Annotated in this window: 19 protein-coding genes; 8 read left to right on the top strand and 11 right to left on the bottom strand. The window is 61.7% G+C overall.

Annotated features, from left to right (window positions below; translation table 11 throughout):
- Positions 1-249 precede the first annotated feature (249 nt).
- From O2N64_RS00435 to O2N64_RS00420, 4 genes are all read right to left on the bottom strand, one after another.
- The gene (locus O2N64_RS00435) at positions 250-3,672 is read right to left on the bottom strand and encodes an AAA family ATPase (RefSeq protein ID WP_271078340.1); all 3,423 of its coding nucleotides are present in this window, start codon (positions 3,670-3,672) and stop codon (positions 250-252) included.
- 18 nt (positions 3,673-3,690) lie between these two features.
- Positions 3,691-4,446, bottom strand: a complete 756-nt coding sequence (locus tag O2N64_RS00430) for a thioredoxin domain-containing protein (RefSeq protein WP_271078339.1) — start codon at positions 4,444-4,446, stop codon at positions 3,691-3,693.
- Positions 4,447-4,553: 107 nt separating this feature from the next.
- Positions 4,554-5,264 carry a DsbA family protein gene (locus O2N64_RS00425; protein ID WP_271078338.1) on the bottom strand — a complete coding sequence of 237 codons (711 nt, stop codon included), beginning with the start codon at positions 5,262-5,264 and terminating at the stop codon, positions 4,554-4,556.
- Positions 5,261-5,839, bottom strand: a complete 579-nt coding sequence (locus O2N64_RS00420) for a DUF721 domain-containing protein (protein ID WP_271078337.1) — start codon at positions 5,837-5,839, stop codon at positions 5,261-5,263. Before O2N64_RS00420 ends, O2N64_RS00425 begins: the two co-directional genes overlap by 4 nt.
- A 29-nt stretch (positions 5,840-5,868) precedes the next feature.
- Here O2N64_RS00420 and mutY point away from each other — a divergent pair, with 29 nt between their 5' ends.
- Positions 5,869-6,900 (top strand): A/G-specific adenine glycosylase, encoded by a 1,032-nt coding sequence (gene mutY, locus O2N64_RS00415; protein WP_271078336.1) that lies wholly within the window; start codon positions 5,869-5,871, stop codon positions 6,898-6,900.
- On the opposite strand, the gene O2N64_RS00410 is transcribed toward mutY, so the two are convergent.
- The gene (locus O2N64_RS00410; protein ID WP_271078335.1) at positions 6,897-7,118 is read right to left on the bottom strand and encodes a hypothetical protein; all 222 of its coding nucleotides are present in this window, start codon (positions 7,116-7,118) and stop codon (positions 6,897-6,899) included. The two genes, mutY and O2N64_RS00410, sit on opposite strands and share 4 nt — an antisense overlap.
- 98 nt (positions 7,119-7,216) lie before the next feature.
- Between O2N64_RS00410 and O2N64_RS00405 the strand changes: the two genes are divergently transcribed.
- The 3 genes from O2N64_RS00405 (at position 7,217) to O2N64_RS00395 (ending at position 10,461) form a co-directional block, all read left to right on the top strand.
- Positions 7,217-8,554: a serine hydrolase domain-containing protein gene (locus tag O2N64_RS00405; protein WP_271078334.1), complete on the top strand. Its 1,338-nt coding sequence runs from the start codon at positions 7,217-7,219 to the stop codon at positions 8,552-8,554.
- The gene (nudC, locus tag O2N64_RS00400) at positions 8,551-9,453 is read left to right on the top strand and encodes an NAD(+) diphosphatase (protein ID WP_271078333.1); all 903 of its coding nucleotides are present in this window, start codon (positions 8,551-8,553) and stop codon (positions 9,451-9,453) included. The genes O2N64_RS00405 and nudC overlap by 4 nt, the downstream gene beginning before the upstream one ends.
- A gap of 69 nt (positions 9,454-9,522) precedes the next feature.
- The gene (locus O2N64_RS00395) at positions 9,523-10,461 is read left to right on the top strand and encodes a hypothetical protein (RefSeq protein WP_271078332.1); all 939 of its coding nucleotides are present in this window, start codon (positions 9,523-9,525) and stop codon (positions 10,459-10,461) included.
- A 70-nt stretch (positions 10,462-10,531) separates the two neighbouring features.
- On the opposite strand, the gene O2N64_RS00390 is transcribed toward O2N64_RS00395, so the two are convergent.
- The 3 genes from O2N64_RS00390 to O2N64_RS00380 all read right to left on the bottom strand — a co-directional run bounded on the left by O2N64_RS00390 (position 10,532) and on the right by O2N64_RS00380 (position 11,672).
- Positions 10,532-10,873, bottom strand: coding sequence for a hypothetical protein (locus O2N64_RS00390; protein WP_271078331.1), 342 nt, complete (start codon positions 10,871-10,873; stop codon positions 10,532-10,534).
- A gap of 104 nt (positions 10,874-10,977) precedes the next feature.
- Positions 10,978-11,229 carry a hypothetical protein gene (locus O2N64_RS00385; RefSeq protein WP_271078330.1) on the bottom strand — a complete coding sequence of 84 codons (252 nt, stop codon included), beginning with the start codon at positions 11,227-11,229 and terminating at the stop codon, positions 10,978-10,980.
- A gap of 53 nt (positions 11,230-11,282) precedes the next feature.
- Entirely contained in the window at positions 11,283-11,672 is a 390-nt protein-coding gene (locus tag O2N64_RS00380; RefSeq protein WP_271078329.1) for a DUF1489 family protein, read from the bottom strand.
- Positions 11,673-11,770: 98 nt separating this feature from the next.
- On the opposite strand from O2N64_RS00380, the gene O2N64_RS00375 reads away from it, so the two are divergent.
- Positions 11,771-13,498: a serine hydrolase gene (locus O2N64_RS00375; RefSeq protein ID WP_271078328.1), complete on the top strand. Its 1,728-nt coding sequence runs from the start codon at positions 11,771-11,773 to the stop codon at positions 13,496-13,498.
- Between the two features lie 39 nt (positions 13,499-13,537).
- Here the strand turns inward: O2N64_RS00375 and O2N64_RS00370 are convergent, their stop codons facing one another.
- Positions 13,538-13,852, bottom strand: coding sequence for a hypothetical protein (locus tag O2N64_RS00370; protein ID WP_271078327.1), 315 nt, complete (start codon positions 13,850-13,852; stop codon positions 13,538-13,540).
- 19 nt (positions 13,853-13,871) lie between these two features.
- Positions 13,872-15,290, bottom strand: coding sequence for a magnesium transporter (mgtE, locus tag O2N64_RS00365; protein ID WP_271078326.1), 1,419 nt, complete (start codon positions 15,288-15,290; stop codon positions 13,872-13,874).
- 103 nt (positions 15,291-15,393) lie between these two features.
- Here mgtE and O2N64_RS00360 point away from each other — a divergent pair, with 103 nt between their 5' ends.
- The 3 genes from O2N64_RS00360 (at position 15,394) to O2N64_RS00350 (ending at position 18,597) form a co-directional block, all read left to right on the top strand.
- Positions 15,394-16,902 carry an amidohydrolase family protein gene (locus O2N64_RS00360; RefSeq protein ID WP_271078325.1) on the top strand — a complete coding sequence of 503 codons (1,509 nt, stop codon included), beginning with the start codon at positions 15,394-15,396 and terminating at the stop codon, positions 16,900-16,902.
- Positions 16,903-16,990: 88 nt separating this feature from the next.
- A complete protein-coding gene (locus O2N64_RS00355; RefSeq protein ID WP_271078324.1) occupies positions 16,991-17,455 on the top strand; it encodes a peptidylprolyl isomerase in 465 nt (154 codons plus the stop codon).
- A gap of 26 nt (positions 17,456-17,481) precedes the next feature.
- Positions 17,482-18,597, top strand: a complete 1,116-nt coding sequence (locus tag O2N64_RS00350; protein WP_271078323.1) for a hypothetical protein — start codon at positions 17,482-17,484, stop codon at positions 18,595-18,597.
- On the opposite strand, the gene O2N64_RS00345 is transcribed toward O2N64_RS00350, so the two are convergent.
- Positions 18,594-19,472: a LysR substrate-binding domain-containing protein gene (locus O2N64_RS00345; RefSeq protein WP_271078322.1), complete on the bottom strand. Its 879-nt coding sequence runs from the start codon at positions 19,470-19,472 to the stop codon at positions 18,594-18,596. The genes O2N64_RS00350 and O2N64_RS00345 overlap by 4 nt on opposite strands.
- Positions 19,473-19,504 lie beyond the last annotated feature (32 nt).

The raw sequence follows: 19,504 nt of genomic DNA, 5'->3' as shown, positions 1-19,504 counted from the left end.
TACTCTTGCCTTACGTTCCCTCGCACGAACCATATCACACGAGGCGATGCCGAAGGCCGCGTTCGCTGTAATGGCTTTTGCTAGCAGCAGAGCAATTCGCTGGGGCAAGTACTGGTTTGCTACGCTATCTGAGACGGCACTATTTGCTATCTTTGCCTGGATATTATTTGCCACTTACAATTTGATCTGAGTGCGGAGTGGATAGTGACTAAGATGGATCCTGAAACAAGTTCAGGATGACGACAGGATCTACTCCGCCGCCAGCGCTTCCGCCTCGCCCAAATCGACGCTCACCAGCCTGCTGACGCCCTTCTCCACCATCGTCACACCGAACAGGCGGTGCATACGACTCATGGTGACGGCGTTGTGGGTCACGATCAGATATCTCGTGTTGGTTTCGCGGACCATGCTATCCAGCAGGTCGCAAAAACGCTCGATATTGGCATCGTCCAGCGGCGCGTCGACTTCGTCCAGTACGCAGATTGGTGCCGGATTGGTTAGGAAGAGCGCGAAAATAAGGGCTGTTGCGGTTAATGCCTGTTCGCCGCCGGAAAGCAGGCTGAGCGATTGCAGGCGCTTGCCCGGGGGTTGGGCGTAAATCTCCAGCCCCGCTTCAAGTGGATCGTCGCTATCGACCAGCGCAAGATGGGCCTGACCGCCTTCAAACAGGCGCGTGAAGAGACGGCGGAAGTGTCCGTCTACTTCCTCGAACGCGGCGCGAAGGCGTTCGCGGCCCTCGCGATTGAGATTGCCGATGCTGGATCGGAGGCGGCGCACGGCTTCCGCCAATTCTTCCTGCTCGGCAGCGTTGGCGCCGTGTTCTTCCTCTATCCGGGTCAGCTCATCCGCGGCGACGAGATTGACCGGACCGATCCGCTCGCGGCTTGCGACCAGTCTGTCCAATTCCTCATTCTCGAGAGCAGAGGCTTTCACCTCCTCCTCGTCGAATTCGAATTTGCCGGACAGCATCGATGGCGGCGACTGGAAGCGTTCGCCCGACAGCCGCGCCATTTCCTCACGGCGTTGCTCTTCATTCTCGGCCCGCGCGGCCAGCGTGGCGCGGTGTTCGCGCGTGGCGGAAAGCGCTTCATTGAGATCAGCGAGCGCAGCATCGGCCTCGCGCGCTTCGGCTTCGGCGCTGCGCACAGCTTCTTCTGCCTTGGTGAGTTCTTCGGTCAGCCGCGCACGCACCTTTTCGCCGCCTTCGATTTCGCGCATCAGGCCTTCGGGCTTGGCAGCGATAACGGCGCGTTCTTCCTCGATCTCTTCAAACCGCGCGGACATGCCTGCAAGTCGGCCCGCCGCATCGCCGGCGCGCGCCTGCCAGCCCTTCATATCCGCGCGCTGGGCCGCCACCCGTTCGCGCTGCCCGGCGAGGGACTGATCATGCGCGGCCAGCGCGGCATTTGCGGCCTGCAGCATTTCGCGCGTGGCTTCGTTCTTGGCGCGCGCCGCATCCAGCGAGGCACGGCCAGCTTCGGGATCGGGCAATTCGGCCAGCTTGGCTTTGGCCGCTTCCAGCTCGCTTGCGGCTATGTCTCGCTGGCTTGCCTGCTCTTTCAGCGCATCGGCCAGTTCCTCACGCCGCGTGGCGAGCCGTTCGCGCCGCGCCTCCGCCTGATCGAGAGCACGCAAGGCCTGCCGTTCGCTCTCCGATGCCTCGGCCAGAGCGCGATCGTGCGCGATCAGTTCGCGTTGAAGGGTGGCCAGCGCTTCCTGTGCCTCAGCCTGCTCACTTTCCGCTTTTTCCGCAGCTTCGCGAAGAGCAGGAAGCTCGGCTTCGAGCGCCTTCAGCCGATTATCCGCTTCCAGCCGTGCCGCTTCGGCAGCCCCTTCTCCGCGAGCGATAAATCCGTCCCAGCGGCGCAGGAAGCCGTCCTTCGTGACCAGCCATTCGCCGGCACCCAAATCGCGGCCATCGTCCGTGTCCACGACATTGACCAGTGCGAGGCGTGCGGCGAGTTCGTCAGGACAATCGCGCAAGTGCTTGGCGAGGCTGTCTGTCACAGGATTGGGCGCTTTGGAGCCGGTCCAGTAACGCCCTTCCGCTCCGCTGTCGGGCGAGCCGAGCGGCGCTTTCGCATCGCGGCCCAGCACGGCGGCGAGGGCGCGTTCATAGCCGGGCTCCGCCGCCACACGGTCAAGTGCAGCGGGAAGGCCATGCTTGCCCGATTTTTGCCGCGCGCGTGCGTCACGGTCTCGGCTGAGCGCCTGGAATTCGCGCTCGACACCGACCAGTTCCGCCTTGGCGCTGGATAGGGCTGCAGCAGCCTCATCGCGCGCCTCAGCGAGGGTATCCTTCCGGCTCCGCTCAGCCTCTATCTTTTCGCGCAATTCGCCAAGCTGCGTCTGCGCGATGGAGAGAGCGTCTTGGGCCGCTGCGACATCGGTTTCGGGATCGCTCTCGCCGGTTAGCGCGGCTTGCTGGCCGGCAATGCGTTTCGCTTCCGCCTCAAGCCGGTCGAGCCGCAACTGGGCCTGTGCAATCTCCGCCTCGGCCACGCGCCATTCGGCTTCCACGCCTGCATGGTTGGCCGTGGCATTGGCGAGCGCGAGCTCTGCGGCACGGCCTGCGCGCTCGGTATCTTCGACCTTGGCGGCCAAAGCAGGCCGCGCGGCTTCATCAGCTTCGAGCGCCTTCTCGCCTGCCGTCAGCGCTGCTTCGAGGTCTTTCAGTGCCTTTGCCGCATCCTGGGTCATGCGGTCGGCTTCGAACTTGTCTTCCTCCAGCCGCTCTTTCTGCCGGTCGAGATCCTTCAGCCGCTGCTCGGCTGCCTCGAGCTGGCTGGAAAGCGCTGCCATCCGGTGACCATGCGCGCTGGCATCGTCACGGCGGTCCGCCAGTTCATCGCGCAATTCGGCGAGCTTTACGGCGAGCGCGTGCTGGGCGGATTGCGCGGCCTTCGCGACTTCCTGTGCCTTGGCGACTTTCTCATCAGCAGATTTTGCTTCGCCGCGCGCCGCCTCTGCTGCAGCTGCTGCATCGCGCCAGCGGGCGAACAGCAGCCGCGCTTCGGCAACGCGAATCTGGTCGGACAGCTTCTTGTAGCGCTCTGCCTGCTTGGCCTGCCTCCGGAGCGAGGAAATCTGGCTGTCGAGTCCTGCCATGAGGTCTTCGAGCCGTTCGAGGTTCTTCTCTGTCGAGCGCAGCTTGCTTTCAGCATCGCGGCGGCGGACGTGGAGACCGGCAATGCCAGCTGCCTCTTCCAGCATCATGCGTCGCTCGGTCGGCTTCGCCGCGATAACCTGCGCGATCTTGCCCTGGCTGACGAGGGCGGGAGAATGCGCACCCGTCGCCGCATCGGCGAACATCAGCGAGATATCCTTGGCGCGCACATCATCGCCGTTAAGGCGATAGGCGCTGCCTGCACCACGCTCGATCCGGCGTGTTACGTCCAGTGGGTCGCCATCATCATCGGCAGCGTGGAGGACAACTTCGGCGAAGTCGCGGGGAGGGCGTCCGGCGGTGCCGGCAAAGATCACATCCTCCATCCCGCCAGACCGCATGCTTTTGGGTGAGTTTTCGCCCATCACCCAGCGGATGGCTTCGAGAAGGTTGGATTTACCGCAGCCATTGGGGCCGACAACCCCTGTCAGCCCCGGCTCAATGCGCAATTCGGACGGTTCGACGAAGCTCTTGAAGCCGCTTAGGCGAAGCTTGCGAAACTCCATCCCCCGCCCGCCTTACGCTTACTCGGTCCGCGCGCCGGCGCGCTGCAAAGCTTCTTCGAGATCGGCCCAGGTGATGCCATCGACCCGGCCGCCATTGACGAAGAATGTCGGCGTGCCGCTCACTCCGAATTCCTCTGCCTGCTGCTGCCAGCGTTCATCGATAGCGAGGACGCTTTCGGTGTCCGAAAGGCAAGCTGCTGCCTGATCGCGGCTGAGACCGCGCTGCGCGAAGAAATCGTAGAAACCGGCAGCATCGGCCACGAGCACGAAGCGCTGGCCTTCAGGCAGATCGCCTGCGGCCTGCAGCGCCTGAGCGCCCTGCTGGATTTGCGGCTGTAGGGCAGAGAGATTGTACCATACCTGATCGGACAGCGGGTGATACACCTCGTCCGGACCGCAACGGACCATGCCCGCCAGCGTCAGATCGAACATGTTCAGAACGGCGTTGCGGATTTCATACGAAACCACGCCCGTGCTGACATAGTTCTCTTTCAGCGGCTCTGCGCCTTCCTGCGTGAAGGCGGCGCAAGCGGGGCAGGTGAGCGATGCGTATTCTACGATCTTGATCGGTGCATCGGGATTGCCGAGCACATAGCCGCCATATTCGCTGACCTCGACCATGTCGGTCCAGGCCTGGCCTTCAGGCGCTTCGATAGCGGCAATCGGATCGCCTTCTTCCACTCCGCCGTCGGCATCGCCGCCACAGGCAGCGAGAGCCAGCGCCACAGGCGCAGCGAAAATCGAATAGGCAATGCGTTTCGGCGAAGTGGTCATCAAACTATATTTCCCGTCGAAAAACGAACCCCGAAGGTAGACAGATGAGAGCGTGAGCGAAAAGCGCCGGGGGTCCGGAAAAGGCGCTTTTGCACAGGGTTTTCCCCTTATTCGGTGCCCTCTGACATATTTTCCCGCTCCGAAAGCAGCACCTGGCTCAGTTGCGGCCAGCTGTGAACTCCGGGAAGCAGCGTGCCGTTGAGCACGAAACTGGGTGTTCCCTGCACGCCATATTCGGCAGCATTCGCGCCTGAAGCGGCCACGAGTTGGTCAGCGCGGGCTTCATCCGACAGGCACTGGTCCAGATCTGAAACGGTGTAGCCCTGCGGCTCCATCATCTCATAAAATCCCAGATCGCTGGCGATGGCGCGCATACGCGATCCGATCGTTCCTGAATTCCACCGCGCCTGCTGCCCGGGGGTGAGTTCGCGCGCGCGGGCAAGCCAATTGTCCTGTTCGTGCATCATGATCCGGTGATTGACGAAGAACTGATCGGTTTCGCCGCATTCGGTCACCAGGGCGGCGGCGACATCGGCGATATTGCGGATCAAATGGCGTACTTCCAGTGCGGCGTAGCCCTCGTGGATGTAGAGATAGCGCAGCTCTGCCTCGCTCTCTTCTTCGAAGTGGGCGCAGTGAGGGCATGTGTAGCTGACGAATTCGATCAGCTGGAGCGGCGCGTCGGGATCGCCGAGGCGAAAGCCCTGTGCGGTTTCTTCTACCGTGCCGTTCCAATGCTGTGCGGCAGCGGGCGTGGCGCTGAATGCCAGCGCCGTCGATGCAGCAAGAGCTAAGCCAGAAAGTGTCCAGCTCGTCATTTCGTATCATCCTCCTTGTTCGCCACGCTTTGGGCGAGTGATTCCAGCACGGCGCGCAACTCCGGGTCACCGATGTCGCGCAAGCCTTCGCCAAGGTCCATCGGAATGGGCTTGAGCGAGGGCGTAGCCTTGCGGCCTTCTCCAGCAGCAGGCGTCTTAACCGTGCCTTGCCGGATCTTGACCTTGGCTACGGCCTTGTAGCCGAAAAACCGGTTCACCCGCTCGATAATCTCCGGGATCACATGCTGGATCAGCGGCGCATGGGCGGGCAGCACGACGAGTTGCATGATCCCGTCCGATTTCTCGCCGGGCGGGAAGCGGATGCTTTCGGGTGTGCACACTTTTGCATGATGCGGCCCGACGATTTCGGGCCAGCGGGTGACGACAGAGCTTTGCACGAAGCCGAAGCGGCGAAAGGCCGCGCGGCCGATCTGCGGGACAAGATCGGATACCTGCTTTGCCGGGCCACCGCGCGGGCGCTGATATGGCTTAGCCTTTTTGCGGGGGCTTGCCTTGGCGGCCTTCGCAGCATCCGGGGCGGTCTTCCCCGATTTCGATTTATCGTCGCGTTCCATGAGAAGCCCTCCCATGCCATAGGCGCGGCGTGACTGCCACCATCTCTTCACGCCTTTTGGACTGGTATGACGATCACGCGCGCGATCTGCCGTGGCGCGCGCCGCCCGGTTCGCCGCGACCCAATCCTTATCGCGTGTGGCTGTCCGAAGTCATGTTGCAGCAAACGACTGTGGCGGCCGTCGCGCCGTACTTCGCGAAATTTACCGCAATTTGGCCGACGGTGGACGCACTCGCTGCTGCGCCCGAAGAGGACGTGATGGCGGCCTGGGCGGGGCTGGGTTATTACTCTCGCGCGCGCAATCTGGTGAAATGCGCGCGCGCCGTTGCCGAGATGGGCGGCTTTCCGCAGACCGAGGCGGAGCTGAAAAAGCTGCCGGGCCTCGGCGATTACACAGCAGCCGCCGTCGCCGCGATTGCCTTTGGCGAGCGCGCAGTTGTGGTCGATGCCAATGTCGAGCGGGTGGTCGCGCGCCTGTTCGCGATTGAAGAGCCGCTTCCCGGCGCGCGAAAGGCTATCCGTTCGCGGGCGGATGAGATCACCCCGGATGAGCGAGCGGGCGATTTTGCGCAGGCGATGATGGATCTGGGGGCGACGATCTGCACGGCGCGCGATGCGCGGTGTCTGCTGTGCCCGCTGCATACCGAATGCGAAGCGCGCAAGAGCGGCGATCCGCTGCGCTTGCCGGTCAAGGCTCCGAAAAAGGCGAAACCGAGCCGCACGGGGACAGCTTTCTGGATAGAGCGCGAAGAAAAAGTCTGGCTCGTGACCCGAGCGGGCAAGGGAATGCTGGGCGGGATGCGCGCGCTGCCGGACGATGGCTGGTCAGCGCGGACCGACGGGAGCGAGGATGCTCCTATTTCAGGGGCGTGGAAAGCGGCGGGCGTGGTGCGCCACTCTTTCACACATTTCGACCTTGAACTCGGTATCGCGCAGCATGCGGGCGCAAATCCTTCCCCCAAGGGCGAAGGCGAGTGGTGGCCGATCGATCAGATCGAAGACGCAGGACTGCCGACGCTATTCGCCAAAGCCGCTCGGCTTGTGCTGGCCAACAGCGATTAGAGCCAGCCGCCGCCCAGCGTCAGCCGGATCGCGGCGATCACGAGGATCACGAAGCAGAAGTTCCGCCCCGAATTGCTGCGCGAAAGCTGGCCGATCACAATTCCCACCACGATAAATGGTAGGGCAATCCAATTGGCGATACCAAGGCCCGGAATCAGGCCGGGAATGACGAGGACCAGCGACAACAGGCCGATCAGGAATGCAATAATATTGAACATGTGTTTTATATAGGTAATACACTAGCCGCTCGCAAGCTTGCCGTGTTTTCTTGCGCTGCTACACCCGCTTTCAAAGCACAATCGGAGAATGTCCCCCAATGCTTCATGAAACCTTGAACCTGCCGATTTCCCGCCGCGCTGCGATGCGTTCCGGCGTTACTCTTGGAGCAGGTGCGGCGGCAAGCACGCTGCCGATTGGTAATCTCGCCTTCGCGCAATCGGCGGACGCCACGACGCGCTGGCCGCAGGTCGCCTCCATGGTCGATCGCTACATGCAGCGCGGCGTGTTCTCCGGCATCGTCGCCAGCATGGGGTTTGGCGAAGGCGCTGCCGATGTCATCACGCGCGGCAACCGCAGCTTCGATGGTGGCGGGGCGGTCGGCCCCGATACGCTTTATCGCATCTATTCGATGACCAAGCCGATCACCGGGATGGCAGTGATGATGTGCATCGATGACGGCCTGCTCGAACTCGACCAGCCGCTGTATGAAATCCTGCCGGGTTTCCGGAACATGCAGGTGCAGAAGACCTATGACGGGCCGATCACTGCCAACAATCTGGAACCGGCGGCGCGGCCGATCACGATCCGCCACCTGCTCACGCACACAGCGGGCCTCGGCTATACCATTGTACAGCAGGGGCCTTTGCGTGCCGCCTACGGGCGCGCAGGGATCGTGCCTTCGCTTTCAAGCCGCCTGCCGATGGCGCAGGACTTGCTGGGTGGACAGCCCGCACCGAGCCTTGAGGAGTTCGCCGACAATCTCTCCGAACTGCCGCTCGCGCTGCAGCCGGGCACGCGCTGGAGCTATTCAGTCAGCTTGGATCTGCTCGGCCGGGTGATCGAAGTCGTAACGGGTGAGGCATTCGATGCCTTCCTCCAGCGGCGCATCTTTGACCCCGTTGGCATGCCGGACACCGGCTTTTCGATTTCGCCGAGCGATACAGGCCGCATGACGGCGAACTACTTCCTGCTCGGCGGGATGCCGATGCCGGTCGATATGCCGAACAGCACGGTCTATCTCGATGAGCCGCCTTTCCCCTTCGGCGGGGCAGGGCTGGTCTCGACCGCGCGCGATTATGATCGTTTCCTGCAAATGCTCGCAGGGCTTGGTGAAATCGACGGGGTACGCGTGATGAGCGAGGACGCGGTTCGCCTCGGCACCAGTGACCTCTTCCCCGATACCCTCGCCAGTAATGGCCGCTTCAGCAATGGCGCGCTGACCTTCGGTTTCGGTGCTGGTGGGCTTGTCGGCACCGGCGATAATGCGGGGCTTTATGGCTGGTACGGCGCAGCGGGCACGGCGGGGCTGGTCCACATGGGGCTGGGCCTGCGCATGACGATGATGACGCAATATATGCCCGCCGAGCAATTGCCGCTGCAATCCGAATTCACCCGAACCGCGCTGCAGGATGCTATCGCACTCGTTTCGCAATGAGCGACAAAATTAAACCAGCGCTTACCGGCCACGGCATGGACCGTGACGATCACACACGCGCCGATCCGGAGCGGCTTGCTGCGGCGCTGGCCAATCCGGATGCTCGCTTGCTGGCGCTCGACGGGTTGATGCCGGTGATGAAGGAGAATGCGCTGGTGTTCGTGCCTCTGGATGCGGACTGTGAGCGAGCAGAGCTTGTCTATCTTGGCCTGAAGGATGGCGCGCCGATTTTTGCCAAAGTGGCGGAAGAGGGCGATACACGGCAGGCCTATGAACAGCGCGCCAACCGCTCCATGCTTATGCAATTGCGGTCGCGCGATCTGGCGATCTATGCCGGCGCGCGCAGTCTTGTCGATTGGCATGCACGCCACCGCTTCTGCGCCAATTGCGGCAAACCTACGGTGCTCGCCAAGGGCGGCTGGCAGCGCAATTGCGTAAAGGACGACGGCGGCTGCGGCGCTCCGCATTTCCCGCGCACCGATCCCGTCGCGATCATGCTGGTCGAGCATGAAGGCGATGTGCTTCTCGGCCGTGGCCACGGCTGGCCGGAGGGCAGCTATTCTGCGCTCGCAGGCTTCGTCGAACCGGGGGAAAGCCTGGAAGAAGCCGTCTCTCGCGAGACATTCGAAGAGGCGGGCGTGACGGTCAGCGATGTGCGCTATGTCGCCAGCCAGCCCTGGCCATTCCCTTCGCAATTGATGATCGGCTGCCACGGCAGGGCTGATAATCACGAACTGACGATCGACGAGACCGAGATGGAGGATGTGCGCTGGTTCTCCCGAGAAGAAGTCACAGAAGCGATGAGCAAAGGCGGGGAATCGCGCAGTTTCTACGCGCCGCCTAAAGAAGCCATTGCGCACACTCTGCTCGCTTGGTGGCTGGCTGACTCGGAAGACTAGCCGATACACTTGGCATTCAGCGTGGCTGCGCTTTGCAGCTGCTGGGACCTCAGGACGATCGGAGTATCAATGCAAAAGACACTATTGGCTGCCACTGCACTTGTGGTGGTTTTCGCCGCGATGCCCGATGCCGCCCATGCCCAACGCGTCGATCTCGATGATGTCGAACTTCGTGCACAGGCAGGCGAGCCGGTCGAAGTAATTATCAACGACCAGCCGGTCCGGATCATTATCGCGCCCGATGCGGTTTCCGCCGTGACGGTGAATGGCGACGTGGCCGAGCGGCTTGGGCTCGAACCGAGCATGTTCCGTTTCATGTATGTCATCGGATCGACCGAATTGCCGTTCCAGACCGATACTGTGCGCTATCACATGCAGGGCGGCACATTCCGGCGGCGTACGGCCTACAGCGAGCGACAGTTCGTCGAAGGCGCCGATGGGACCGTAGCGCCCGGCCATTTCCCGCAAGAGCGCGTCGTGCTGACGCTGCGCGAGCAAACACCTGAAGATCGTGCGCATAGTTTCCCGCTGGAGCGCTTGGGCCGCAGCCTTGTCGGCACAGTGCTCGAAGAGGGCGGCGTGCCAATCCACGTCGCTTTCAGCTTCGACCGGCCAGAAACCCTAATCACCGCGACAGGTGGCCGCATTCTCGCCGACGATTATCGCGGATATTTTTCCGGGGAGCCGCGCGCAATTCCGATCCTCTATGGCGTGGAGCGGCCCGTCCGATCACTCACCCTCCGCGATCCGCTGATGCTAGGCGAGCTGGAGGTGCGCAATATCGCCGTTCGAGTCAGCGATCACGGCAATTCCGAAGGCATCGATGAAGGCCCGCCGCCGGAAGGCGATCCGGACGAAATCGTTGTGACCGCCAATACCGGCGATATTCCGCGTCAGCGGATGTATCTGGGCATGGACACAATCGGCCACTGCGCCAGCATCACTTATGATTTCGATGAAGAGGTACTGACCCTGATGTGCCCCGACCAGCCGGTTGCCATCGACTGACGAAGTATGAAGGCGCTGCGCGGGGTCGACACGCAGCGCCTTCGACAAAGATTGATCTTGCGAGCTTCGATCAGTCTTCGGTCAGGTAAGCCAGGACTTCAGAGGGCAGGCGGCGGCGAAGCAGCCGGTTGTCCGCCACGATCTCGGCAATCGCCATGAAGCGTTCGGCCTCGAAATCGGACTCGGCGATCAGCGTGTCGATGGCGGCGCGCATGGCCACATCATCGAGTGTGCCGTCCTCCAGGATCGTTTCTATCTGGAGGGCAAGCTCGATGAACTGCGAAATTTCGCGATCCGACACATCGAGCGACGGTGCATTAATGCGCGGCATGGAAGGAAGGCCCTGCGCTGCGGCTGTCGCAGGCAGGGCAAAGATTGCGGCAGAAGCTGCCAGCGTGACGATGAATTTCATGATGATCCCCTGTTGGTGCATCGGTAGCGATGCGCCAATGCGGTTACGGTCGCTCAGGCCCGCCAACAATGCACCATATGGGGTATTCTGGATGAGGCCGCGGCCTAGCTGTCGTCGCGAGCCTCGCGCGCGATGGCGGACTGGGTCTTGGGGCCCTTCTTCGCGTCTTCCGCAGGATTGTCGCTTCCGACGACGGACTCATTGTGCTCAGGATCGGTCGCGCGGTTGAGTTCGCCTCGCGTTCCGACGCGGCGATTGACTTCGCCGCCGGAGCGGCTGCCTTGTGACGGCGTCGCGCCTTCCTGCATTTCTTCGATAAGTTCGTTGTCTGAGTGGATTTTCTGGCGTTCGGGCATGAATTTTCTCCTTTCTCGATCAACGCCTTCCGACAGAGGCGAGTTCCGAGAATCTAGATCAGACCGAGCCGCTGAAGCTTTCCGGCGAGCTTGCCCGGAATGATATCGCCGACATCCTCACCATCCTCCAGATCGCGCGGAGGTTCGCCTTTGAGGTAGCGCCAGCCTTGATGCGCGCGCTTGGGGCGCGGCATGACTTTGACAAGGCGCGGCTCCAACTCGATCCGCCAGCGGCCATTGTCGGTTTGCGAGAAGCCGAGGATTTGCGACCGGGCGACGATATTGTGCTCGTGAATCCAGAACAGCGATCCGCCGATGCATTCTTCCCATTTCGTCGGGCGATAACGCGTGGTCAAATGCGGGCTGCTGCGCCCGGCATACCATTGCTCGATATCGGCAAAGCTCTTCGCGCCAAAGGCGATCTTGGTCAGGTGCAGCGGCATGGATGATAGATGGTAGCACTTTCCACGCGCTCAAGCCCGGGTTGCGGCATCCCCCATCCCCGGTATGATGGGGCACGCAATTACAAGGAGTTCCTGCCATGCATCGGATTGCCAGTGCTATCGCCGCCAGCGCAGCTATCGTCATCGCCGCGCCGGCCCAGGCGCAGGATGTGCAGGGGTATTGGGAAGGAACGCTCGATGCCGGCACGGTCCAGCTACCGCTCGGCGTCAACATCGAACGACAGGATGACGGGACGCTATCGGGCACGCTCGACAGCCCGAGCCAGAACGCATTCGACATTCCGCTGGAAGATGTTGAAGCGACCGACACGACCCTGTCATTCACAGTCCCGGCGGTGGGCGGGCGCTACCGGGCGGAGTGGGACACCGCCACCGAAAGCTGGATTGGCTTGTGGACCCAGGCCGGCCAGTCGCTTGCGCTCACTCTGGTTGCCGCCGAGCGACCGGAGCGCGAAGCCGCCGCAGCGACCCCGCAATTGCCCGAAGAGTGGGATATTCCTGCGGATGCGGACATCGCCAGCATCTTGACGGAACGTCTGATGCATCGCCCCGGCACCGGCATCGTAGTGGGTGCGATCACACCGGACGGTACGCGGGTCGTTTCCCAAGGGCCTTCGCCGGACGGGGCATTCGATGCCGATACGGTTTTCGAGATCGGTTCCATCACCAAAGTGTTTGTCGCGCTCCTGCTGGCCGACATGGCAAATGACGGCCTCGTTTCGCTGGACGACCCCGTGTCGGATTATCTGCCCGACGGTGCGACGATCGGGACCTTCGAAGGCCAGCCGATAACGCTGCGCCACCTTGCCCGGCACGAATCCGGCCTGCCGCGATTGCCTTCCAACCTGGAATTTTCGGACATCCGCAATCCGTATGCCGACTATGGCGAAGAAGATCTTCTGGCATTCCTGGCCAGCTATGAACCGGAACGCGCACCGGGAAGCGAATATGCCTATTCCAATCTGGGCTTCGGTCTCCTTGGCTATGCCTTGGAGCGCGCCGGTGGAAGCGATCTCGAGGTGCTGTTGCGCAACCGCATTCTCGATCCACTGGATATGGGCGACACCGGCATTGTGCTCACGGCAGACCAGCAATCGCGCTTTGCCACCGGACGAGACGAGTATAACCGCGAAACGCTAGCTTGGGACTTGGGCGTCCTCACCGGGGCGGGCGCACTGCGCTCGACACCTGCCGACATGCTCAAATTTGCGGCCGCAGCTATGGATCCGTCCTCGCCGTTGGCACCGGCCATGCTGTTGACGATGTCAGATCTCAGGCAGGCACCGGGATATCGCTCGGGACTTGGCTGGATGGTCGTTCCGGCACCCAGCGGCGTTGTCGTGATGCATGGTGGCGGTACGGGCGGTTTCCGGGCACATGTCGCACTGCAGGAAGAGAGCGGGCAGGGCGTAGTCGTTTTGACCAATAGCGCCATAGAACCTTCGACGCAGGACATTGCCCTGCATTTTCTCGTCGGGGCGCCGCTGTCGGAAGCAGGGCCTGTGCCCGAGGCACCCGAAACCGTGGTGCGCGAAGAGGTCGAACTGACGGACGCGCAGCTCGACAGGGTCGTGGGCACCTATCGTTTCGCCCCCGGACTGGAATTGACGGTGACGCGCATCACTGGCGGGCTGGAAGCGGCATTGACCGGACAGGCTCCCCTGCGAATATATCCGCGCGCGCCGCTGGAATTCTTCCTGACTTCGGTGAATGGCGAGATAGTCTTCACCCAAGAGGATGGAGAAATTACCGGTGCGGTATTTACTCAGGATGGCAGGGAAAGCACGGCGGTGCGCGTGGACTGATCACAGCTTCGGAAGTGATCGGCAGACCGGCTCCGGCGATCAGAGCCCGTGCTTCTCGGCAAAAGCTTCCATCTGCTGGTTGATTTCGTCCGCGAGCTCCGGGTCGGAAACGAAAAAGGCGATATCGGGGGCGTCGATATCATCCATGAAGACGACATAGGTCATGCTGGCATCATCGCCGCGAAACTCGATATCGTAAGTGCGCTGACGTTCGTCTTCGACTTCTGTATTCTCGGTAAAATCGCACAGCTCATCAATTTCGAGGCCTAGCTCAAGCTCATCCTCAAGCTGTTCGAGAAAGTCGCGCACCATCTCCACATCGAAATTCATGGAGGCTTCGTACTTATTGGTCACCCTGATACTCCCTGCAGGATCACATCGAAACTAGACCGCTCGCCACCGCCAGGCCGAGGAAAGCGAAGAAACCCATGGAATCGGTTATCATCGTCACGAAGACGCTGGAGGCGACCGCCGGATCCTGATCCAGCCGGTCGAACGCCACCGGCACCAGCACGCCGGCCATTCCCGATACGATAATGTTCACGATCATCGCCGCCGCGATCACTCCGCCCAGCTGCGGGGTAAAGATGACCGCCGTGGCGATCCCGATCAGCACCGCGATAGTCGCGCCGTTCATCAATGCCACTTTTAACTCGCGCAGGACGAGCCGCTTGGTATTGGAGCGGGTAAGCTGGTTCATCGCGATGGCGCGCACGGTCACAGCCATCGTCTGCGTGCCAGCATTACCGCCAATGCTGGCAACAATCGGCATCAGCACGGCGAGCGCCACCAATTCCTCGATCGCCGCGCCAAAGGCAGCGATGATCGCGCTGGCGACAACGGCGGTGCCGAGATTGGCGATCAGCCAGCGCACACGGGCTGAGTAGGCTTCGCGCAGCGGCTCGTTGATATCGCCTTCACCTGCACCCGACATCAGCAGCGCATCCTCGCCCGCTTCTTCGGAGATGATGTGGACGATATCGTCGACCGTCATCTGGCCAACCAGGCGGCCGTCATCATCGACGACGGCGGCGGAAATCAGCGCATATTTCTGGAAGCGTAGTGCGACTTCTTCCTGATCCATATCGACTGGGATTAGCGTTTGATCGCGCTTCATCACATCGGTCAGCGCGATGTCGCGCGGGGTCCGCATGATCCAGCTCAATTGGCACGAGCCGATCGGATGGTAGCGATGATCGACGACGAAGATTTCCCAGAACTCGGTCGGCAGATCATCGTTGCTACGCAGGTAATCGATGAGATCGCCCACGGTCATACTGTCCGGTACGGCAATCAGCTCGCGCTGCATCAGGCGGCCGGCAGTTTCCTCCGGATAGGCGAGGGCGGCCTCGATTGCGGTGCGGTCTTCCGCCTCGACCTCTGCCAGAATGGCGCGCTGATCGGCATCGTCGAGGTCTTCAATGAGCTGGACGGCGTCATCGGTATCGAGCAATTCGACGATTTCAGCGACAGCTTCGGGATCGAGATCCTCGAGCATGTCTTCGCGCACGTAATCGTTAAGCTCGGCGATCACCTCGCTGCTCATCAGGTCGGTGATGGCAGCGGCCAGCGTCGCGCGCTCATCACGCTCTACCAGCTCGAAAAGGTCAGCAATATCAGCGGGGTGCAGCGGTTCGACAAGATCGTAAGTGCTGTCTTCATTATCATCGCGAAGCGACGCGCGCACTTGCCGAACAAACTCGGGCTTGAGCCGATTTTCCTCGTCAAACTGCTCCCCTTCGCCCTGCACGGGCGTGTCGAGGTCAGCATCCTGGAGATCGGTTTCAGCCATGAGCGCCGGTGTATTGCCATCGCCTGTAAAAGCAAGCGAGAGCTTGCATCCTGATTTAGTGTTATATATCAGCAATACACGGGACGAAAATCAGGGAGAATTCATGCGTATCCTTTTGGCGAGTATCGCCACCCTTTCGTTCGCGGCCTGCGCCAGCGTGCCAGCCAATGTTGCGATGGCTCAATCGGCGGACATGCTTATTCGCAATGTGACCGTGATCGATCCGGACGGCCGGACCAGCACACCGGTGCAGGACGTCTACATTCTCGACGGACGGATCGTGGAGATCGCTGATAGCGGTAGCTCCGGACGCGTGGCCGAGCAGGTGACCGAAGGTGAGGGGCGCTATCTGATTCCCGGCCTGATGGACATGCATGCGCACACCAGCTTCCGCCCGGTACACCAGCCGTCGCTGACCCTGATGCTCGCCAACGGCGTCACCGGCGTGCGCGAAATGGGTAGCGATTGCGTCGATCCCGAAGGTATCGCCATGTGTATCGGCGAAATGCGTGACGCGCATGCGCAGATCGTGGCCGGCGAAATCGTGGGGCCACGCATGCTCGAGCTTTCCAGCAGCAAGATCGACAGCAATCGTCCCGACGATGCCAACGCTGTGCAGGCGGCATATCGCCCGATCTCAGCGGAAGATGCCGAAGTCACAATCGCTTTCATGCAGGAACGCGGGGCGGATTTCCTGAAGACAGGTGACGAATTTCGGCCCGAAGCCTTCGCCACCTTCGCGCGAGTCGCCACAGAGCAGGACATGCGCTTCGGGGGCCATGTGCCGCCCTATCTCAGTGTTGCCGATGTCGCGAACATGGGCATGACATCGATCGAGCATGCACGTGACTTGCCGCTCGATTGCTCGACCTATGGCAGCGAATTCCGCGCTGGCGTGCTCGCAGCATTGTCGGGCGAAAGGGAAAGCTTCCCCAATCGCATGGAGATGGCGGCTCGATCACGCGACACCTTTGATGAAACTATTTGCGCCGGGCAAATCGAAGCCATGCGGGCGAACGGCACCTATTACGTGCCAACCCATCTGACGCGCGAGATGGATTACCGTGCAGGTGACGAAGATTACCGCAATGATCCGCGCTTTGATTACATCATGGCGATGCAGCAGCGCTTCTGGTTCCAGGACATGGATCGCACAGCAGAACGTCTCGGTCCGATCCGGAGTGATCTGGAAGATTTCTTCAATCTCGGCCTGCGCACCACGGGCCTTGCCCATGCGGCAGGCGTGCAGATCATGGCGGGGACCGATGCCAATGACACGATGGTGTTCCCCGGTTTCAGCCTGCATGACGAATTGCGCCATCTGGTCGCCGCAGGGCTGAGCCCGATGGATGCCCTGCGCGCTGCGACGAGTGTGCCTGCGGCCTATCTGGGGCGCGAAAGCGATTTTGGCGGCGTGTCGGAGGGACGCATGGCCGATTTGATCCTGCTGCGCGCCGATCCGCTCGCGGACATTGGCAATACGAGAGAGATCGAAGCGGTGTTCTTCGGTGGCCGCTTGCATGATCGGGCAGCGCTCGATGCGATGCTCGCCGAAGTGCGCGCATGGGTGGCCGATGCCGATGCGAGCATGGCTGCACAAGCGGACGATTGATCGAACAGGTTCTCGCCCCGTTACCCTAGCCAGTGGCGGGGCGAGCGCCTATGTGGCCAGTCACACCAATCAATGGAGACAATACGACATGGCCGATGAAAAGCTGACTTTCACTCTCGATACCGGTGATGGGGAGGGCAAGGATGTCGTCATCAAGCTGCGCCCGGATCTTGCGCCCAACCATGTCGAGCGGATCACCACGCTGGCCAAGGAAGGCTTTTACGATGGCGTGGTGTTCCACCGCGTGATCCCCGGCTTCATGGCGCAGGGCGGCGACCCGACCGGCACCGGAATGAGCGGATCGGACAAGCCGAACCTCGATCAGGAATTCAGCGATGCGAAGCACGTGCGCGGCACCTGCTCAATGGCGCGCACAATGGACCCGAACAGCGCCAATTCGCAGTTCTTCATCTGCTTCGACGATGCAGGCTTCCTCGATCGCCAGTACACCGTCTGGGGCGAAGTCGAGAGCGGCATGGAACATATCGATGCGCTGCCCACGGGTGAGCCGCCGGCCAATCCCGGCAAAATCACGAAAGCCACTGTCGGCTAATGCGCGCAGGCGCGGCATTGTGCGCGGTGATCGGCGCAGCCCTGTTGGGTGGCTGCGCGATCACCGGCACCATTGCCGAGCCGGAGCAGCGCGACCCAATTGCGGGCTGGAACAAGAGCACGCGCGATGTCGCGCGCGACACGTGGCTCTATGCACAGCTCGCCACCAACGCCTATGACGATCACGAAGCCTTCATCCTGCCGGGTGACATCGTCCTGCGGCACATGGAGCCCAATGATGGCCGCGGCTATGCCTACGCCATCTATGATCGTTTCGACGGGCAGCAGCTGAAAGAAACCATCATCGCCTATCGCGGGACGGAACCTGCGGCCAATGACTGGATCCTCGGCAATATTTTCGGACTGCAAAATGGCCGTGCGTTGGAAACGGCGCGCTCTGTTGCGAGCGGGCTGAACGGGGCAGAGTTTACCGTGACCGGCCATTCGCTCGGCGGAGCACTGGCTCATCATGTGACGCTCAATTCGCTCGATCTGGGCGGCGCAGAAGCGATGCGATCGCGCGTGTTCAACAACTCGCCGCGCTTTTCCGGCTATGCCCGCGAGGGAGACCGGATTGCCGTGGTGGAGCGCGGAGACTGGCTCACCCCGCTGCGCTTTTTCGGGCGGGAGCCGGACCAGATCTACACTTCGCTCAATTGCCAGCCGGGCTATGGCCCCTTTCGCGATCATTCGATCCGTAGCCTCGCCGAATGCCTCACCTGGATCGCTGCGTACGAAGTGGAAGCGGCGCAATTGTCCCGCGCCGAGAACCCGCTGGTCGAACAGCCTGAGAGCCAGATCGATCCGCTGACCCCGCCCGCAGCGCCGGCGCCTGAGCGCGGCATCCCGATCAATCTGTATGGCGGCGATTTCGGACTGCTCGAGGCGCTAGAGAATGCATTGCAGGCATCGCGCGATTTTTCGATGATCGAGGGCAGGCGTGCAGGCCTGCGGCTTCACACAAGCTCGCCTGATAGCGACGGGCAGGTTGACGCGCGTTGGGTCCTCAATGGCAGGAAGCTGGCAGAGATGCAGTATGATTGCGCGGTCTATTCGAGCGATAGCTGCGTCACGCAAATTCTTAGCGATGGTGCATATCTGATCCGCGCCGAGACGATGCAGCCGGGGTCTGAGACGCGCTAAAGCCCGGCTTTTACGATCCAGTCGTGAAAGATCCGCACCGGTCGCGCTTCAAGGTCTGCCGGGCGACAGATGAACCAGTAGGAATAGGGACTGGGCACGCTCTGATCGAAAAGCGGGGCGAGGCGAGGGTCGTTGTTTCGCGCCAAGTGATCATCATGCATCATGGCAATGCCGATGCGCTGAGCGGCGGCTTCAAGGATGAGCTGGCCTGAATCGTAATGATCGATAGCGGCGGGCTGCAGGCCGGAAAGGCCGAGCGCGGCTTTCCACGCTTCGAAACTCTGCGGCATGTCGGTGTGGACGAGAAAGGTCTGCTTGCTCATCACATCGACATCGGGCGTTTCGCCCAATTCCTTCACCAGATCGACATTGGCGATCGCGTGGATCGTGTTCTCGTCCAGCTGCACGCCGTAAAGGCTGGGATCGGGCTGGGTGGTGAGTGCGATGGCCGCATCCAGCGTGTCGCCTACGCGGTCGATCAGATGCGGGCCGGTATCGATATCGAGATGCAGTCGCGGATGGCGCTCGCGCAGTTCGCCAAGGCGCGGGAACAGGCGCTGCGTGCCGAACAGCGGCATTACGCCGAGCCGAAGGCGCACCAATTGCAGGTTCTCGCTCTGCGATTCGACTGCTGCCGCCAGCGCCTCGAGATGCGGAGCGACGGCATCGTAAAAGCCGCGTCCTTCGTCAGTCAGGCGCATGGTCTGCCCCGAACGGGAGAACAGCTTGCGGCCCGTGAAGGTCTCCAGATTGCTGATACGGCGCGACAATGCAGACGGGCTGAGGCCCAGCTCACTGGCCGCCGAGCGCGCCGACACAAGCCGCACAACGCGAATGAAAGCCTCAAGGGCGCGCAGGGGCGGGAGTCGACGCATTGACGCAAGTTTTGCCATCACCGCCCGTCATG

This window comes from Aurantiacibacter sp. MUD61 (genome assembly GCF_027912455.1).
Lineage (GTDB): Bacteria > Pseudomonadota > Alphaproteobacteria > Sphingomonadales > Sphingomonadaceae > Alteraurantiacibacter.
Note: the sequence above shows the minus strand (reverse complement) of the source record. Positions and strands in the feature narration are given on the sequence as shown.

Excerpts from the sequence above, each read along its gene's own strand:
- O2N64_RS00425 (WP_271078338.1), bottom strand. The coding sequence starts at position 5,264 with ATGACGAGCTGGACACTTTCTGGCTTAGCTCTTGCTGCATCGACGGCG.
- O2N64_RS00380 (WP_271078329.1), bottom strand. The coding sequence starts at position 11,672 with ATGCCGCTGCACCTGACCAAGATCGCCTTTGGCGCGAAGAGCTTTGCC.
- O2N64_RS00430 (WP_271078339.1), bottom strand. The coding sequence starts at position 4,446 with ATGACCACTTCGCCGAAACGCATTGCCTATTCGATTTTCGCTGCGCCT.
- O2N64_RS00395 (WP_271078332.1), top strand. The coding sequence starts at position 9,523 with ATGCAAAAGACACTATTGGCTGCCACTGCACTTGTGGTGGTTTTCGCC.
- O2N64_RS00405 (WP_271078334.1), top strand. The coding sequence starts at position 7,217 with ATGCTTCATGAAACCTTGAACCTGCCGATTTCCCGCCGCGCTGCGATG.
- O2N64_RS00375 (WP_271078328.1), top strand. The coding sequence starts at position 11,771 with ATGCATCGGATTGCCAGTGCTATCGCCGCCAGCGCAGCTATCGTCATC.
- O2N64_RS00410 (WP_271078335.1), bottom strand. The coding sequence starts at position 7,118 with ATGTTCAATATTATTGCATTCCTGATCGGCCTGTTGTCGCTGGTCCTC.
- O2N64_RS00390 (WP_271078331.1), bottom strand. The coding sequence starts at position 10,873 with ATGAAATTCATCGTCACGCTGGCAGCTTCTGCCGCAATCTTTGCCCTG.
- mgtE (WP_271078326.1), bottom strand. The coding sequence starts at position 15,290 with ATGGCTGAAACCGATCTCCAGGATGCTGACCTCGACACGCCCGTGCAG.
- O2N64_RS00360 (WP_271078325.1), top strand. The coding sequence starts at position 15,394 with ATGCGTATCCTTTTGGCGAGTATCGCCACCCTTTCGTTCGCGGCCTGC.
- O2N64_RS00385 (WP_271078330.1), bottom strand. The coding sequence starts at position 11,229 with ATGCCCGAACGCCAGAAAATCCACTCAGACAACGAACTTATCGAAGAA.
- O2N64_RS00355 (WP_271078324.1), top strand. The coding sequence starts at position 16,991 with ATGGCCGATGAAAAGCTGACTTTCACTCTCGATACCGGTGATGGGGAG.
- O2N64_RS00345 (WP_271078322.1), bottom strand. The coding sequence starts at position 19,472 with ATGCGTCGACTCCCGCCCCTGCGCGCCCTTGAGGCTTTCATTCGCGTT.
- O2N64_RS00420 (WP_271078337.1), bottom strand. The coding sequence starts at position 5,839 with ATGGAACGCGACGATAAATCGAAATCGGGGAAGACCGCCCCGGATGCT.
- O2N64_RS00435 (WP_271078340.1), bottom strand. The coding sequence starts at position 3,672 with ATGGAGTTTCGCAAGCTTCGCCTAAGCGGCTTCAAGAGCTTCGTCGAA.
- nudC (WP_271078333.1), top strand. The coding sequence starts at position 8,551 with ATGAGCGACAAAATTAAACCAGCGCTTACCGGCCACGGCATGGACCGT.